This window comes from Streptomyces sp. NBC_00435, assembly GCF_036014235.1.
Classification (GTDB): domain Bacteria; phylum Actinomycetota; class Actinomycetes; order Streptomycetales; family Streptomycetaceae; genus Streptomyces.
The window spans coordinates 3,539,537-3,553,347 of the sequence record NZ_CP107924.1; the positions used below are offsets into that span (position 1 = coordinate 3,539,537).

The following is a 13,811-nucleotide window of genomic DNA, read 5'->3' on the forward strand; positions in this document are numbered from 1 at the left end:
GCTGGGGATCCGTGCTCGCGCCTAGATCATCCGCCGCCGCAGATCTTGCGCAGGTTCGCCAAGGTCCCCTCGACCGGAGCGGCCTTCAGCCCCCAGCCGACCGACTTGGCAACCCTGCCGACGGCTCCGACACCTCCGACCTCGGCGGCGAGGAATCCGATCTGGGCTCCGCAGTCCCCCCAGTTGCTGTACTTGCACTTGTCGTACGTGTAGGCGGCCTGGGTCGCGATCATGACGACGGTGGCAGCCACCGCCACCACGCCGAGCACCGGGGCGCACGGAACGCAGACGGCCGCGCCGATCGTGGCGACGATCGCGATTCCAGCCGCCCAGCCACTGACCTGTCCGATCGCGTCGACGTGCTTGTGGATGAAGCCGCCCAGGCTCCACCGGCCGCTCGGGTCGGAGTAGTTGAGCGGGTTGCTCCAGGAGTACCCGTACGCGCTGAGCGTCCGGGACACCATCGGGTCCACGGTCAGGAACTGCGCCGTGGACGGATCGTAGTAGCGGGCGCGGAGGTAGAGCAGTCCGGTCTCCGTGTCGGTGTACTGGCCCGTGTACTGCAGGGGGGTCGTCACGGTTCCGGTGTGGCCGCTGACCGTACCGAACGGCGTGTAGCCGTACGTGCAGCCGACCGCGCCGGTGGCATCGGTCAGTGCGCGGGTGGAGCCGATCTGGTCGTGGAAGTACCACTGGGTGCCGGTCGCGGCGATCTGCTCGACCGGGAGCTGGTCGGGGCCGTAGAGATAGCTGGTGGTCCCGTCGTAGAGCAGGTCGGGGTTCTCCTCGCCGTCCCAGGCGAAGGCGGTGGTGGTGCCCCCCGCCGTCTTGGAGGCGCGCAGGCCGTTGCCGTCGTAGCGGTAGGTCGCCGTGGCGCCGCCGGTGGTGGCCGTGGTCAGGCGGTTGGCCTGGTCGTAGCCGTACGAGCTGACGGCGCCGGCCCCGGTGGTGGTCCTGGTGCGGTTGCCCTCCGGGTCGTAGGCGTAGGTGGTGGCCCCCGAGCCGGGGGTGGCGCACGCCGGGTTGACCGGCGCGGTGCCGGTGGTGGACCAGCAGAGCTGGCCGGCCGCGTCGAAGACCTGGTTGGCGGATCCGACCTGGGTCGGGTTGTCCGCGGCGTCGTAGCCGAATCCGGTGGTCGTGGATCCGGCAGTGGCGGTCTTCAGCTGGTCGCGCGCCGTGTATCCGAAGGTCTGGGCACTGCCCGGTACGCCCGTGGGCGTCTCGCCGCTGAGCTGGCCCGCGAGGTCACGGGTGTAGGTCAGGGAGGCGAGGGTGGTCGCGCCCTTCTTCAGGGTGTCGGAGGAACGACGGCCGGCGTCGTCCCAACCGCTGGTCGCGGTGGTTCCGTTCGGGTAGACGGTGGAGTTCCAGTTGCCGTCGGCGTCGTAACCGAAGGTGGTGGACTTGGTGTTCCAGTCCTGGAGTCCGGTCAGCCGGTTGTCCTTGTCGAAGGTGCGAGTGACGGTGCGGCCCGTGCCGCCCGGGTAGACGAGGGAGGTCTGGTTGCCGCCCGCGTCGTAGCCGAACGTGGTGGTCGCGCCGCCTCCGTTGGTCAGCGAGGTCAGGTCACCGAAGACGTTGTAGGCCCAGGTCGTGGTGCCCGTCGCGTCGGTCATCGCCGTCCGGCGCCCGGCCGGGCTGTAGCTGATGCCGGTGACGTTCGGCGTGGTGCCGTCGGAGTAGGTGATCGAGACGGGCTTGCCGGCCGGGTCGTAGGCGTACGTCGTGACCCGGTTCTGCGGGTCGGTGGACGTCAGCAGATTGCCCGCGGTGTCGTACGCGACGGTGGTCACCCGGCTTCCCGGATCGGTCCTGCTGGTCTGCCTCCCCTGGGAGTCGTAGCCGTAGAGGGTCGACGCGTTCGCGCCGTCGATCGTCCTGGCGGTGGTCCCGTCACCGTTGTAGGCGGTCCGCGTGCTGGTGGCGTCGGGGCGGGTGACGGTGGTCCTGCGGTCGAAGGCGTCGTAGCCGTTGACCGTGGAGTGGTTGTTGGAGTCCGTCGCCGAGGTCTGGTTGCCGTTGGCGTCGAAGGCCGCCGAGGTGGTACGGCCCAGCGGGTCGACGCTCCTGGTCTGGTGGCCCCAGGCATCGTAGGAGAAGGTGGTGCAGCCCTTGGCGGGCGGGGCGCAGCCCGGTACGGTGCCCGCCGCCGTGCCGGCCGGCGAGACGGAGGAGGTCATCAGACCCCGGTCGGCGTCGTAGCCGTACAGAGTCCTGTTGCCCTCGGGGTCGGTGCTGCTGGTGATGTTGCCCTTCGCGTCGTACGTGGCCAGAGTGGTGTTGCCGCGGGCGTCGACGGTACGGGTGACGTCCGCCGGGTGGGCGGCGTCCTCGTAGTACATGGCGCTGGCCCGGGCGGGCACGCTGCCGTCGGCCGGCTGCACCGTGGTGCTGGTGAGCAGACCGAATCCGCTGCCCGACGCGGTGATGTGCCCGCTCTCGTCGTAGGCGCGGTCGGTGCGCAGACCGCCGGGGTCGACGGTGGTGATCAGGTGGTCGCCGTCGTCGTAGACGTGACTCGTGGTGAAGCCACGCGCGTCGCTCTCCGAGATCCGGTTCCCGTGGTCGTCGTAGGCGAACGTCTGCAGATTGCCGTTGGGGTCACTGGAGGACGTCATGCCCATGCTGACCGGGTCGTAGGTGTACGTCCAGGTCCCGGCGTCGGCGGTGCCGGCCCCGCGGGTCTCGGACGTCAGCATGCCGCTCTGGTAGGTGTAGAGCGTCTTGTGGCCCACCGGGTCGGTGACCCGGGTCTGCTCGGCCGTCAGGCCGGTGCCGTCGGGACCGTACTCGAAGACGGTGACGCCGCCCACCGGGTCGGTCTGCTTCGTGACGCGCTCGGAGGCGTCGTACACGTTGGTGGTGACCGGGGTGGGGGTCGCCGTGGAGCCGAACTGCACGGGCTTGCGCATCGAGGTCATCAGGTGCGCCGCGTCGTAGCCGAACGTGGCGTGGTCGTCGTCCTTGAGTGTCGGGGTCCGCGTGGTGCCCGCGCCGTAGACGTCGGCGAGGTTGCCCGCGGCGTCGTAGCCGTAGGTGACCTTGCGGCCGGCCGTGTCGGACAGGCCCGTGATGTGGGTGCCGGTCCAAGTCAGCGTGTACGCGCGGCCGCCCGCGTCGGTGATGGTGCTCAGCTGGCCGGAGCCGTTGTACGCCATGGTGGTGGCGTACGGCGGGGTGGCCTTGCTGCCGGCCACGTCGGTCGCCGAGAGCAGGTGGCCGGTGGCCGTGTCGAAGGTGAAGACGTCCTTCGACTTGCGGGTGAAGGTGTACGTCGTCCCGGACTTGGTCAGGGAGGCGTTGTAGCGGGGCGCGGACGGCGCGTAGGTGCCGGCCGTGTTGACGAAGGTGACCTGGGAGCCGTCCTCCTGCTTGACCGTCACATTGCCGGTGGGGCCGTCGGTGGCGGCGGAGAGGTTGTAGGAGTACGTCCAGCCCCAGCCGAACGCGCCGTTGGTGGCCAGGGCCGCGTTCGGGCCCGCCGGGCTGGCCAGGGCCGAGGCATAGGTGCGCGAGAAGTTCAGCGCCGCTCCGCGGCCGGGGGTCGTCAGGTCGGTGACGGTCTCGCCGAAGTAGCCGGTGCTGGTGTCCACCGGGTCGCCGGCGGTACGGCGCACGCAGCCGCACTGCACCCAGGACGGGTTGCTGCCCTTGGGGGCGTCCTTGACACCGGGAGGTCCACCGATCGGCTGACCGGGGGTGCCGCCCATCGGGATGAAGGCGACGGAGTCGTACGCGACGTCGAAGTCGGCGTAGTTGATGTTTCCGGAGCCGGTGATCTCACTCTTGTTGGTGAGTTTGACGTTGCCGCCGTTCTGCATGGCGAACGTGCCGATGGTGACCCACTGCTCGGATCCCCAGTCCTGGTTCACCCGGATCTTCCACGGGCTCACTCCGCCGCCCGGGTTGATGGTGTAGACGACGTTGGTCGCCGAGGCGGACGTGGCCGGGAAGTGCAGCTTGATCTTGTAGTACTGCAGCTTGGGCAGGTTGGGCGTCCAGGTACCGGTGTTGATCTGGTCCGGGTTGGAGCCGTCCTCGGTGTGCGTGAACAGCACGTGCCCGCCGAAGCCGACGCCCAGCTGATGCGTGTCCAGAGCGCCGATCGGATCACCCGCGGCGTTCGTTCCGTAGGAGTACGTGAACGTTCCGCCCTGCGACCAGTTGGACGAGCCGCAGCCTGCCCGGTTCAGCGGTGGCTGGCTCTGGGACTCGTCGACGATGATCGGCGCGCCGTAGCCGGCGTTCGACACCTTGGACGAATCGAGTGAGCAGGTCGGTGGATGCGGGTGCGGGGCGACCATGGCCGGTTCGGACGAGCCGGCCGCGGCGGTGTACGCGCTGGTCGCACACGTGGTGGCGCAGTCAGCGATGAAGGTCACCGGGGAGTGCCACCAGCACTGGAGGCTGGCCAGGGTGCAGTTCTTCGGGTTCTGCGCGCCCGTCGGGTCGCACTTGTTGTCGGCCGTGCAGAAGGCGCCGACCGGCGGGATCTGCAGCCAGGTCTTGCCGCCGTGGTAGTCCGGCTTGGCGTACGCCGGCTGGTTGAAGCGCAGGATGGGCTGACCCATCCAACCCATGATGCGCTCCTGGTACGGCCAACTCGCCGGGTGCGAGGCATCCGCGTACGAAGAGCGCAGGTAGGGGGCGCGGACCGGCGGGTAGTCCGGGTTGGCCGGGTTGTTGGACCAACCCAGACCCCAGGTGCCGTCCGCTCCGACACAGGTCGGGCTGGGAACACAGCCCGTGGTGTTACCGAACTTGGCGTTCGGCTGGATGCCGGAGTTGTACGCCCAGGCGGCCAGGTACCAGTTCTCCAGGTAGCGGGGGTTGCCGCCGTTGACGGTGATGCCCGCGTCGTAGAGCTGGTTCCAGGTCTTCTGCAGGATCTGCAGACCCGCGGACACGTTCTCCTGGTAGTCGACCGCGATCTTCGTCTGGCCGTTCACCGAGTACGTGGTGTCACCCTTGGACATACCACTGGTGACCTGACCGAGGCCGTAGCCACAGTCGCCCTTGGCGTAGTCCATGTGCGTGATCGAGCCGCCGGCGCCGTAGTAGTCGCCCACCAGGGCGCCACCGGCGATACCGGGCAGGGCGTGCCAGGAGGCCTGGCTGTAGTTGCTCTCCTGGGCGACGATGGCCTGGTAGAGCGAGCGGGGCACCGTGTCGAGGGTGTCGCCCGCCGGGTGCTTGAGCGCTATCCGGCTGAAGTCACCGTTCGGGGCGTACGCCGCCAGGCCCAGGTTCGCGTAACCGGCCGGGCGCGTGTAGGCCGACCCCGTCAGCAGGCCCTGCTCGGCCATCTGGACGGCCCAGGAGACCTGCGCCGTACCCGGCTGCAGGACCTGCCGGTTCTCCGCGAGCCGGTCCACCGCGCACTTCGGTGTGGTCTGCGCCGCCGCCACCGCCATCGGGGTGACCCCGGCCGCGGACTCCTTCGTCCACGGGATGCCGGAGCCCGCACTGGGCGCGACGCCGGAGGACTTCGCTCCTTGCGGGGGCGGGGTGACCGGCTTGACCAGGGGGGCCGGGAGCGTAGTGACGGAGGCCTTGGAGGGCTTCGCCGCCGGGCGGTTCAGCAGCCGGGCGTCCTTGGTGGCCAGGACCAGGGGCGCGTCCGAAGTGGTGTCGTCGCCGTCGCCGATGACGGCGCCGCCGTCGAGGGAGACGGCTGTGACGCCGTTCGGCAGGCCCTTGGTCTGGGCCTTGGTGATCCCGGACCCGGAGGCGACGTCGCTGGCACCCACCGCGATGGCATGGCCGCCACGACCCTGCATCAGACGCAGCGACTCCTTCGGACCCTGCCCCAGCGAGGAGACCTTTCCGGAGCGCAGCCGCATCAACTTCGACGGCTCGGCGCGCTCGGACTGGACCGCGAAGTCCACCGTGCCACCGGCCGCGGGACGCAGATCGTAGGCATCGCCTTCGACCTTCGCCAGCACCTTCGGCGTGGCAGCGCCCGCGATGGGCGCCGGGATCCGTACGAGCGAGTCACCCATCACGCCGACCGGGCCCTCGGAGGTGGGGACCACGGAGGTCACCTGCCCCTGCACCGTCACCGTGCCGCGGATCTTGCCCGTGGGCAGATCCACCGAAAGGACCTGCGTACTGCGCTGGTTCTCACCCGGGTTGACGACGAACGTCGCATCCGTGCCGACACCACAGCCCGGCGAGTGGTACTTCATCGCCACACCCGTGGCGACGGGCTTCACCGCGCCGCTCTTCAAGTCGACGGAGTACGCGAACGCACCATGGTCACGAGCCTCGGCCCGGTTGACCGCCGACGCCGGCAGGACCGTCAGCGCCGCGAACCGCCCGTCACCGGAAACACACTGGTAGCCCGTCCAGGAAGCATCGTCGATGCCACCGGGCCGCACCACAGCCAGCTCGCGCCAGGCGTAACCCCCGGCGCCGGTACCCACCGCCAAGTGGTAACCGGCACTGTCACCCCACCCGTTGAGCAGCACATCGGCCGCCGGACCCGCCGACTCGGCAGGCCGCGCCTGCGCGCCGGGCTCCTTCACGACCGCCGGGCCGGAGGCCGCGGAGGCCGGACCCGGTGTGACCGCCAGCAGGGACACGGCCAGGAGCACGGTCCCTGGTATCCCCAGCTTTGGCCATCTGTATCGCAACACAAAAACTCCCCGAAATCGGGGTGCGCACAGTGCGCACTCCACGCACCGCGCTGGATCCACCAGCACGGCGAATCCCGGCCTGTTCCGGACCGGCATTGGCGGCCGGACGGCGGGAATCTGTGAACGGCCGCGAGGCCGGTACGAGGGGATGCCGTGGCGAGGGCGTGGCGCGGCGTGGTGAGTGGGCTGGGCTGGTCTGGGCTGGTCTGGGCAGCGGAGTTCGGGGCGGGCGGAGAGGGCCCCGGGGGCCGCGACTCCGTGATCATTAGATCACCCGGGACTTGTGGCAATTGGGGCGTATGAGATTTGTCGAACGGTAAAGATCTCTCGCGAGTTCGGGCAAGATCCGGCCAACTACCCCTGACACCCGACAGCTTCGACGGACCGGCCACGACGGACGGCCGGGCAAGCGCCGTGCCCCGCCCGGCGGTTTCCGCCGGGCGGGGCACGGGTACGGCCTTTCGAACCGTCAGCCCGAAGACTCCGGACCTTGGCCCTCGTCCTCGCCATCGCCCTCGTCGACGACCGTCACATAGCCTTCAAGCCAGCCGTCTTCGTCCAGCGGGTAGGGAGCGATTTCAAAGCCTTCCGGAGCGTCCTTGAACCCCGGGAGTTCTCCGGCTCTCGCGACTGCCGCCCCAGCGCTGGCAGAAGACCTGCAGAGACCAATGATCTTGATGTCTTCGTCCCCGGAGCCGACTCGTGGACGTGCATGACGGGAAAGTATTCGGACGTCTCTTCAGGCAGCCCCTACTTGATCTTACTCAAGTCGCCACCGGTCCCCCTCGTCCTTGGGCGTGGGGCAACGACCGAAGTTCTCCGTGAAGATCCGGATCGCGGCCTGCCCGTCCGTCTCGCTGCCGATCTTTCCCTTTCCCCCGGCATACGGCGGAATGTCTGTCGACCGCCGAGACAACGGCCCAGACGAGGCGATGAGCACCACCACTACGACCACGGCAATGGCGAATGCGGCGAGCGCCTCGGGTGCCGCGAGCGCTGCCGCTACACCGCCGAGGCGGGCTCCCAACCAATTCCACTCGGGTCGGCGTGGGTTGAGCGGATTGTTGTCCACATACCCGTAGGCGCTCTGGGTGGCGCGCACCTCGGGGTCGACGGTGAGGAACTGCGCGGTGGACGGGTCAAAGTAATGGGCCCGCAGGTAGATCGGACCGGTCTCGGCGTCCGGGTACTGGCCGGAGAACTGCAGCGGGGTCACCGCGCCGGTGTGACCGCTGACCGAGCGGTAGGGCGTGTGGCTGTAGATGCCGGTGACCGCGCCGGTTCCATCGGTCAGCGCGCGCGTGGAGCCGAGCTCAAACAGCCGCACCATTGCGTCGACCTCATCGAAGCTTCCCTCACCCGCGGCATCGGCCACGTCGACGGCCAGACCGAAGCCCTCCTCCACATCACCCACGCCCGCGCCCACGCAGCCGCCGGCGAAAGGCTCCGCCGGTGAGGGCTCCGTAGAAACCCGCTTCCTGCGCCTCGTCGAGGTTGAGGCCACCGGTCTGGGGACCCGCGGCAATCTTGAGCGGCTGGGCGACCGCGAGGTCGACGGTCACGGATTCGATGCCCGCGATGGCCGCGGTCGCGAAGACCGTACCGGCAATGGTGGCGACTTCCGTCGTGAGGGCTGCACCCACCGTCGCGGCCCAGCACGGTGGGCTGGCTCCCGAATCCATCGATCACTACACGTACAAGAACTGAGGTCCGCTTCTACCACCGCGTAACCATCAACTGCCCCGAGAAGATCCGCACCGAGCGCATCCGGGTCGACGGGACCGACGAGGACCGGCAGCTCGCTCCGTCGAAGGGCCGGCAGAAGTTCAACCGGACCGAGCACCTGCGACAGGTCCCACCGGACACCCACGCCGGACGCCGCCTCAAGGGCTTCCGCCAGGACAGCGAGTCCCAGCACTCAGGCTTCGACCAGGCACACCCCCACAAGCGGGTCCCGGCCTACGGAGCGAACGCCGCCCTGCTGATCTACATCGGCTTCGCCTGACCCAGCAACTCCGTCACCCGAGCCATGAACCCCATCGCCCCGGCGGCCTGACGCACCTGCCCCTCCATCTCGAATGCGGATCAAGCACCACCCGCTACACTGACCGCGGTGGCCCGGCCTCGCAGCCTGGCCTCCGCATGCTGCCGGTAAGCCCGTCTGGATCATCGCGTCTACCCGGACCGACTTTCAGACACGTTTTCCGACAGATCCCCGCCTTCGTGGGATCTGTCTAAAACCCAGAAACTGCTGGTCACAGGCGTGGGCTCCGAAGCCCCAAAACGCGTTCTCCTGATTTCAAAACGCCTCAGAACCCGCATCCCTGCGCAGGCACCGCGTACCTGATGTCAGAGGCACGGAGCCTCCAAGCGCACCAGCTGCGCTCGGATCAGCGCAGCCGCGCAGGCGCCGCATGAGCAGAGCCACCCTCGACGTTTTGAAGCAAATGATCCTGCCGCGCCAAGGCGATCGATGTACCAGGTAGGGCTGGATCGGGGTTCCGTCCGCACCTCGACAGATGCCGGCTGAGGACTGCGCCTCCTCGAGAGCTCGGATCCTCCCGTTCGCCAGACACTCTCCCTGCCTCTGTCTCCAGTGGCGGCACCTCCACGGCTGTTGCTCTCGTCTTGGCAACGAGGTGCCGCGCACCCTCTTGCAGCGGCACTGGCCGCAGTGCGGATGGTGCTGCCCTGATTGGGCCGGGAGTGCGTGAAGACCGGTCGGCGCGGTCAGGTATTCGAAAGTTCCAGTCCAAAACAGGCGGGCCCTACTCCCTGCCCGAGTAGCGGCGACTTTCCTCACTACGCGCGTCGGCGTCTATCTCCGCCGCGCTTCCTATTACGCACCCAACGCAACGGCAACCTATCCCCTTGTTAGTGCTGCGATAGAGAACAGTCTCCAGGTTGCCTACTCGGGCATCGATTTGACGTCCAACCCTAGGCGTCCTGCACATCTTTTCCGCGGTAGTACCGGATGGCGTTGGGGTAGCGGACGTTTTCCTCGTACAGGATTACACGTCCTTTGAGCGCGCTGATCTGCCAGCCGCCTCCCAGGTTCAACGCCAGGAGTCGGAATGCCGAATCGGCGGTCAGAGAGCCTGCGGCGTCGTCGAAGAACTCCATCTCGGAATATTCGGGATTCAGTTGGCCCCTGAAGTCGTACGGGAGCCTAAGCTTGATGTAATTGATAAAGTCGGACTGGGTCGAGATCTGCCGATGACCTTCCCGCCCGAGGGACCAGTCCAGATCGATCGGGTGGATCATGTCGAAGTGCTCAGGTTTGAGCACTGTCCGATCCCTTGAACGACCTGTGTCCTTATTGCTGAATCCATTGAAGTTCCAGGGGAGCTCAACACCAAGCTCATCCACAAGATGTTTGATAACAAGTCTTTCGGGGGCGACGAAGGACATGTCGTCCTCTATGTAGGCGTAGGTGAAGTAAATTTCCTCCGGAGATATGTTCTTACGACCGAGGATCTTCCGGCGAGTGGCGTCGAGACGCTGCGGCAGGGATCGGTCGGCCTTCCCCACGTGCATCCGCTCATCCGGTTCGCCTGCTCTGCGGCGGACCAGTTGCAGGATGCCGGGCCGTGGAGTCAGTTTCCGCAGTTCCAACTCGGTCAGTGGCACGGGCACCTGCTTGTCGAGGGTTCGCGAGAGGTAGGCGCCCTGTTCCGTGGTGATGCCGAGGTGGAAGCTGACGCCGCCGTTCGTTGTCATCGCGGCCGGAGCATTCCCGAGATCCACCGACATGGACGCCTGCTCCTCGGTCTCACGCTCTTCGGCCCAGGTCTCGGCGGCCTCCAGCTGCTGCTCCAGGACGGTGCATCGCGCCTCGGCCTCCTGGGCGCGGCGCTCGGCTTCTCCCAGCTCGGCTGTCAGCCGGGTGAGCGTTTCTTGCAGGCTGTCCCGGTCCGCCTTCAGGGATTCGAAGTCCGCAGAGTACTGATCCAGTTCGGCTCGGTGTATGAGTCGGTCTGCAGCGCCGGCGTGCTCCAGTTGCCGAAGTCTGCCCTGCTGCTCGTCGAGCTGCTCATGCGCGTTGCGGACCATCTCACGCAGGAGTCGTGTCTCTCGCTGGAGATGTCGGCTTTCCTGGTCGGCGACGGTCAGCTTGTCCCGCAGGTCTTGCAGGTCGGCGGCTTCCGGGCTCGTGGCTCGCAGCGCAGTCCGGTGCAGTTTGCGCACGAGCTCTCGGGTAGCCCGGGTCAGTTCCGCGCCTGTCTCTCGGTCGCCGTCGTCGATGAGCTGCTCGACGAACTCGGCGGGTGGCACCAGGGCGCCACTGAGGAACCGGGAGAGCGTGGAGCGGTCCCAAGAGACCCGGACCGCATAGCGGTTGAGGGTCACGCCTGGACGCTGAGCCAGCTCTCGGAGTGCGAGGGCAAGGTCATATCGCTCAGGTCCGACTCGCGCTTGATCGACGTCCTTGTGAAAGACCATCGTGCGCGGTCCACGCGGAGCCAGCTCTCCCTGCGACATGCGTTTCCTTCCGTCGGCTTGTCCGGACTGTTGCGTGAAGCCGCAACAGTGTGCGCGTGCCGCAACACATGTCCACCTTCCATGATCGGTGCAGCCGAACCGGACCGACCGAGGGGGATTCATGACCACGACGACCGCGCTGCTCGTCCTCACGCTCGTACTACTCACCGCCCTTATCGGCGGGGTGCTGTTCCACCTCGCCTTCACCAGACCCCGCCTGGCCGTTCCTCTGAGCGTGGCGATGGCAGGCATGACCCTCCTGGCAACCTGCGCGATGGGCATCGTCACCCGGTGAATCCGGTGCGCCACTGTCTGAGCGCAAGAAGATCGGCGGGCTCCGCGCAGCCTGCCCGACGGTCTCACATCAACAGAACGCCGCCTTCGCCGCGTTCTCCGTGGACAACGCGCTGCCACACCGGCGTGGGAACCTCGGCCACGAGGAGGGTGTCCAGGGCATCCACGCCGTCTGCGCGGACCAAATCGGATGCCTCCTCGTCCACAGGAAAGTCGCCCTGCAGGGCATCGCAGCGCTCGCAACCGCTACTCATGTACCGCTGGCCCGCGGTGGAGCTCCAGCGCGGCTTAATCGCGCCCGCCAGGCGGGCAAATCCAGCCTGCTCCAGCAGCGGCTTGATCCAGACGCGAGAGGTGTCGTCTACCGACCGCGCCCACTGGTCCGCGCGGGCGGGCCGCTGTGGATACAGGCCGGCGACGCATGCCGTGGTCTCGCTGCACTTCCAGCATTTGCGCTGCAGGGCCAGGATCCGCACAGGGATGGTTACGGCGCATCCCCACGGTGTTTCATCCGGGATCCACCGATCGGTTCCGAACTGGTCATTCTCATCCCACCGCTCGCGTCGCATCACAACGTTCTGGCACACCGGACACCGGACTCCACGCTTGCCGTCGTCACCGGCCACCAGGGCGCCGGCCCCGGCATCTACCTGGACCGAGCACTCCATGCATGCACCAGAAAAGCGATTGGCCTGCTGCTGTGGCTCGTGGCCGGGTGCGAAACCCGCGGTAGGCCCTGCCAGGCCGCCGATGGCCGGCTGTCCGGCGGATGTACCTTGTTCTTGCGGAGCGTCGGCCTGGCAGTAGACCTGCCATCGGTCGTCCTGCCGGATCCGTAGGCCGGCACCCGGCTGTACGTACTCCGCGCAGTGACTGGCCGCGCACACCGCGGCGTACTTGTTCGTCGGCCGTCGACCCATGCCTTGCTCCTCGCTCTGCCCCGTCGACCGCGGTGGTCCACCGGCACCAGGGCGGTACGCCCCGGAGTGCCTGGCCACATTAACGACTCCTCGTACCCAGGTCAGCGGCCTGCTAGTGCCGTGACCGCATAGGTTCGCCAGTTGCCGGTTGGGACGGGTGGCCTGGTGCGCTCTCGCCGCGGTAAGGACACGATGATCAGCCTGGCAGCGGCTGAGGCCGATCCGCTCCTATGACCGCGGTGTGCTGGCCCAGCGCCACGTGGTGAGACGAGGGTGCCCCGGCAGTTCGGCACGGCCGGTGGCCCACAACAGGGTGAGCCGGGGATCCCCGCCGCCCTGAGCCTCTGGAAACAGACGGGCGAGCACCCGCGAGCAGACAGCGGAGGGCGGGGCCCAGGCCAGCCCGAAGCCCTCGGCCACATCGCGCATGTGTACCAGCGTCTCCACCACCCCCATCGCCGCGAAGCCCTCGGGGTCCGACACCCCGGCGGCGTGGTGGACGGGGACCCGGGGCGGCGTCGTACGCACCATGGCGACCAACAGCGCGCCGCACGCCTCCAGCACCTGCACCAGGCCAGCCGGACCCGCATCACGCTCCGCGAAGACGAAGACCGCAGGTGCGTCCGGCCTCTTCTGGCTCAACGCGAAAGGCACATGGGTGTCCAGCGGCGGTGACTCCCTGAGGGCCCGGGCAGGTGGCACGCGAACCACTCCACGAACCACGCATGACCGCACTCCGTCGGCCGCGACAGCAGGAAGGCGAGGCAGGACTCACGGCGTCACCCGTACGACAGAACAGGACTTGCTGTTTTAATAGCAGATCGGCAGGCTTGGACCATGCCCGCTCCACACGTCCCGTGGCCCCGCTTCGACCGCCTCGCCTACCTGCTGCTGCTCGACGATCAGCGGCGGCTCTTGCTGTGCGGCGGATGCTGCGGCCGCTGGACAGTGCCCCAAGTCCGCGTCGACGTCGGAGCGGACTTCAGGGACGCCGCGGCCAAGTTCCTGCTTGAGCAGCTCAACGAGAGGAACCCCAGATTCGGCTCCGTCTACGGCATGCGTGAATCGACGCAAGAAGAGAGCTGGGAGTTCGATCGAGCAACGACCTCACGAGCACTCATCTTCCACGTAAGCGATGAACAAGGGGATCGCTTCGAAAACAACTCACCGTCGCACACCAGGTGGGGGGTCGGCGATCTCCGACGACGCCGGCGGGAAATCACACCCGAGGGGCTGGTCCTTCTCGTCACAGGATACGTGGAGGGCTGGATTCCCGATGGACCCATTTCGCTGCCCTGAGCAAGGAAGGAGGAGGGGTGGACGTCTACATCGGGCCACCAGGGCCGCGCCCGCATCCTGCACGTCCTCCATAACGACGTGACCTGGCAACTCCCACCGATGAAACTTGGGTTCGGCTCGGGGCAGACCCACTGGCGGCGGCTGGAGCGGTGGCAGCAGGCGGGGGCCTTCGACA

8 protein-coding genes and 2 pseudogenes are annotated in these 13,811 nt (G+C 67.7%); 4 read left to right on the forward strand and 6 right to left on the reverse strand.

What is annotated here, in order from left to right:
- Positions 1 to 26 precede the first annotated feature (26 nt).
- Together OG389_RS16100 and OG389_RS16105 are read right to left on the reverse strand one after the other, a co-directional pair.
- Positions 27 to 6,599, reverse strand: a complete 6,573-nt coding sequence (locus OG389_RS16100) for an RHS repeat-associated core domain-containing protein (RefSeq protein WP_328299176.1) — start codon at positions 6,597 to 6,599, stop codon at positions 27 to 29.
- 802 nt (positions 6,600 to 7,401) lie between these two features.
- Positions 7,402 to 7,971, reverse strand: a complete 570-nt coding sequence (locus OG389_RS16105; protein ID WP_443059287.1) for an RHS repeat-associated core domain-containing protein — start codon at positions 7,969 to 7,971, stop codon at positions 7,402 to 7,404.
- Here OG389_RS16105 and OG389_RS36780 point away from each other — a divergent pair.
- A pseudogene (locus OG389_RS36780) lies at positions 7,954 to 8,082 on the forward strand (tat (twin-arginine translocation) pathway signal sequence domain-containing protein); the annotation flags it as partial. The gene OG389_RS16105 and the pseudogene OG389_RS36780 overlap by 18 nt on opposite strands.
- On the opposite strand, the gene OG389_RS16110 reads toward OG389_RS36780, so the two are convergent.
- The gene (locus OG389_RS16110; RefSeq protein ID WP_328299180.1) at positions 8,048 to 8,284 is read right to left on the reverse strand and encodes a hypothetical protein; all 237 of its coding nucleotides are present in this window, start codon (positions 8,282 to 8,284) and stop codon (positions 8,048 to 8,050) included. The pseudogene OG389_RS36780 and the gene OG389_RS16110 overlap by 35 nt on opposite strands.
- 17 nt (positions 8,285 to 8,301) lie before the next feature.
- Here OG389_RS16110 and OG389_RS16115 point away from each other — a divergent pair, with 17 nt between their 5' ends.
- The gene (locus tag OG389_RS16115; RefSeq protein WP_328299181.1) at positions 8,302 to 8,646 is read left to right on the forward strand and encodes a hypothetical protein; all 345 of its coding nucleotides are present in this window, start codon (positions 8,302 to 8,304) and stop codon (positions 8,644 to 8,646) included.
- A 932-nt stretch (positions 8,647 to 9,578) separates the two neighbouring features.
- Here the strand turns inward: OG389_RS16115 and OG389_RS16120 are convergent.
- Positions 9,579 to 11,246, reverse strand: coding sequence for a helix-turn-helix domain-containing protein (locus tag OG389_RS16120; RefSeq protein WP_328303833.1), 1,668 nt, complete (start codon positions 11,244 to 11,246; stop codon positions 9,579 to 9,581).
- Here OG389_RS16120 and OG389_RS16125 point away from each other — a divergent pair.
- Positions 11,245 to 11,418, forward strand: coding sequence for a hypothetical protein (locus OG389_RS16125; protein WP_328299182.1), 174 nt, complete (start codon positions 11,245 to 11,247; stop codon positions 11,416 to 11,418). The genes OG389_RS16120 and OG389_RS16125 overlap by 2 nt on opposite strands.
- A gap of 64 nt (positions 11,419 to 11,482) precedes the next feature.
- On the opposite strand, the gene OG389_RS16130 is transcribed toward OG389_RS16125, so the two are convergent.
- The gene (locus OG389_RS16130; RefSeq protein WP_328299183.1) at positions 11,483 to 12,337 is read right to left on the reverse strand and encodes a hypothetical protein; all 855 of its coding nucleotides are present in this window, start codon (positions 12,335 to 12,337) and stop codon (positions 11,483 to 11,485) included.
- A gap of 228 nt (positions 12,338 to 12,565) precedes the next feature.
- Positions 12,566 to 13,015 (reverse strand): annotated as a pseudogene (locus OG389_RS16135) (hypothetical protein); the annotation flags it as partial.
- Positions 13,016 to 13,174: 159 nt separating this feature from the next.
- Between OG389_RS16135 and OG389_RS16140 the strand changes: the two are divergent.
- Positions 13,175 to 13,636 (forward strand): hypothetical protein, encoded by a 462-nt coding sequence (locus OG389_RS16140; RefSeq protein WP_328299184.1) that lies wholly within the window; start codon positions 13,175 to 13,177, stop codon positions 13,634 to 13,636.
- The last annotated feature ends 175 nt before the right edge of the window (positions 13,637 to 13,811 follow it).

Bases quoted from the DNA above. Each gene is read 5' to 3' on its own strand.
- OG389_RS16105 (WP_443059287.1), bottom strand. From the start codon at position 7,971: ATGGTGCGGCTGTTTGAGCTCGGCTCCACGCGCGCGCTGACCGATGGA.
- OG389_RS16125 (WP_328299182.1), top strand. From the start codon at position 11,245: ATGACCACGACGACCGCGCTGCTCGTCCTCACGCTCGTACTACTCACC.
- OG389_RS16120 (WP_328303833.1), bottom strand. From the start codon at position 11,246: ATGAATCCCCCTCGGTCGGTCCGGTTCGGCTGCACCGATCATGGAAGG.
- OG389_RS16130 (WP_328299183.1), bottom strand. From the start codon at position 12,337: ATGGGTCGACGGCCGACGAACAAGTACGCCGCGGTGTGCGCGGCCAGT.
- OG389_RS16140 (WP_328299184.1), top strand. From the start codon at position 13,175: ATGCCCGCTCCACACGTCCCGTGGCCCCGCTTCGACCGCCTCGCCTAC.